Origin of the sequence: Thermogemmatispora sp., from assembly GCF_019683755.1 — a bacterium.
GTDB lineage: Bacteria > Chloroflexota > Ktedonobacteria > Ktedonobacterales > Ktedonobacteraceae > Thermogemmatispora.
The window spans coordinates 1-2,334 of record NZ_JADGHT010000518.1 but is presented as its reverse complement, the minus strand read 5'-3'; the positions used below and the strand labels follow the sequence as shown (position 1 = coordinate 2,334).

Sequence of the window (2,334 nt, the reverse complement as noted above, 5' to 3'; positions counted from 1 at the left end):
CACAAAGTACTGGACCTGCTGCGCCGCCGCGACCGGGCGGCCCACTCCACCGCGGTCTATATCCTCTCACACCTGGCCACCGAAGATGACCGCGAAGTACTTGAAGACTTTGTCACCGATCCCACCGTCAGCGACATCGCCAAGCTTACCCTGGCGCCCGTCCTCAGAGAACTCAACTCCGAGCTGGCAGAGGAGGGGCTGGTCGAATACCTCAACGATCCCGAGGCTGCCATGCTCCAGATGCAGAGCCGTCTTCTGGAGCTGGTTGGCAAGAGCGAGCTAGGAGTCGAGGCCGTCCTCGAAGACGTCCTCAGCATGCCGCTGGAGCGGCGCCTTGGCTTCGTTGACTGGCTCGGACGCAGCCACGACCCGCGTGCCGTCCATCTGCTCCTGCCCCTGCTCGAAAATCAGTCGACGCGGGTCGTCATGGCCACCATCGACGCCCTCGAACAGCTTGGCAGCCTGGCTGCCCCCCAGGCCATTCCCGCCCTCAACCACCTGCTCACCACCAGCTCGAACCGCCTGCTCAAGCAGCACGCCCGTGCCGCTCTCGGGCGCCTCACCATGCAGGCCGCTCCCGGCACCGAAGCCCAGGCCCTGGCTGAAGCTGCTCGTCCCGCCTACCCCCTCTACGAAGCGCGCGTCAGCTTCATCGATGGCAGCGGCTCCCAGATCATCATGCTCGCCTGGAAGCACTCTGAAGAGACCGTCAAGGGGATCAACCTGCTCTGTCAGGACCAGTGGGGCATCAAAGATTGTTATAGCACGGACGAAATGGCCGTCGACCGCTGGCAGCGCCTCGTCCGCGAAATGGGCGACCAGGGCTTCACCAACTTCGTCGTCCCGCCGGCCTACTGCCTGGCCCTCATCAGCGAGGCCGCCGCCCTCAACCGTCGCGGGCGCCATAAGCTGCCCATCGCTTACGCTATCTGGCGCCCCCTGCTCTCCGCCGAGATGCAGCAGCATCAGGGCCAGCCCGTGGCCACCGCCCTGGAGCCGCAGCCCTTCTCACCCGAGCTGTTGCCCCTCGTCCAAAAGGGCGATGAACTATTTCAAATGCCCGAATTTTCCTCCTGGATGTACGAGCCACTGGAGCGTATCCAGCCATTTATGGCCCGCTACTGGGGCACCATCGAGTTCCCCCGCGTGCCTCCCGCCAGTGCACGCGGACGAGGGCGCAGCCACAAGCAAAACCAGCAGCAGACCGCCACCGACCAGCGCCAGGCCCTCGAGACCGTCGTCGAGCAGGCCCTGGAGGAGCTGATCGATGACCACTGGCGCCTGCTCTACGAGACCCGTCTGCGCCGTCAGGGCCAGCTCTTCACCTTCGCCGGACGGAAGCAGGAAGTAGCCCTGATCCGCGCCGTTGCGGCGGCTCTGCACCCAGGCTCGGGCCTCCCCCTCAAAGAGCAGCCCTTTGTCCGCGCCCTCCTCAGTCTCTCGATCCGCCAGGGACCTTTCCGCATGCTGCTGGAGACGCTCGACAACAACGAACTACAGCCGCTGCCAGGCGACCTCTTCCCGCCGCGCTAACCCGGCCCAAGGACGGGCGGGCCGGCCCCGCGTACCCGGGCAAGAGCACCCACCTGGCAGCCAGCGCCGACAGCGAGCAGGCGGGCGAGAGGAAGGAAAGGAAGACTAGCTGTAGAGATCCGGGCGCCGATGTTGCAGCGATGGCACCTTCGCCCGTGCCTGCTCCAGGCGCTGGAGATCCAGCTCACCAAAGACCAGCTGCTCGCCCTCGCTCCCCTCGGCCAGTACCACCCCCAGGGGATCAACGTGCAGCGAGCGGCCCAGGAACTGATGCCCGGCCTGATCGCAGGTAAAGATGTAGGCCGTGTTCTCAATCGCGCGCGCCACCACCAGATGGCGCCAATGGACTTCCTTCAAATGCCCGTTCACCCAACCCGAGGGCACCACAAAGAAATCAACCCCGCGCGCCGCCTGATAGCGTGCTACCTCGGGGAAACGCAGCTCATAGCAGACAAACAGTCCCATGCGCCCGAACGGCGTCGCCAGCGGCTCAAAGAGCTGGTCGCCGCTCACAAACACGTCCGACTCGCGGTAGCCGTAGGCATCGAACATGTGCGTCTTATGATAGGCACGCAGCAGCTGCCCCTGCTCATCGAGCACCACTGTCGTATTGTAGGTCTTCTCCTCCGTCTCGCTGGCCGTCTCGATCATGCCCGCCACGACCCAGACCTGGGCAGCGCGTGCCGCCTCGCGCAGGCCCCTCACAAAGGGACCATCCAACGACTGCGCTACCCTGCGGGCATGGGGGGCATGTCTCTTATACACAACTGACGCTGCCGACGAATTAGACGGAGTAGATCA

General features: G+C 64.7%; 2 protein-coding genes. One reads left to right on the top strand and one right to left on the bottom strand.

Going from position 1 to position 2,334, the window contains the following annotated elements; translation table 11 throughout:
- The coding region (locus IRZ24_RS19515) for a HEAT repeat domain-containing protein (RefSeq protein ID WP_297168213.1) at positions 1 to 1,533 on the top strand (1,533 nt) is incomplete at its 5' end.
- 105 nt (positions 1,534 to 1,638) lie between these two features.
- On the opposite strand, the gene IRZ24_RS19510 is transcribed toward IRZ24_RS19515, so the two are convergent.
- Positions 1,639 to 2,298 (bottom strand): nitrilase-related carbon-nitrogen hydrolase, encoded by a 660-nt coding sequence (locus IRZ24_RS19510; RefSeq protein WP_297168210.1) that lies wholly within the window; start codon positions 2,296 to 2,298, stop codon positions 1,639 to 1,641.
- Between the last annotated feature and the right edge of the window lie 36 nt (positions 2,299 to 2,334).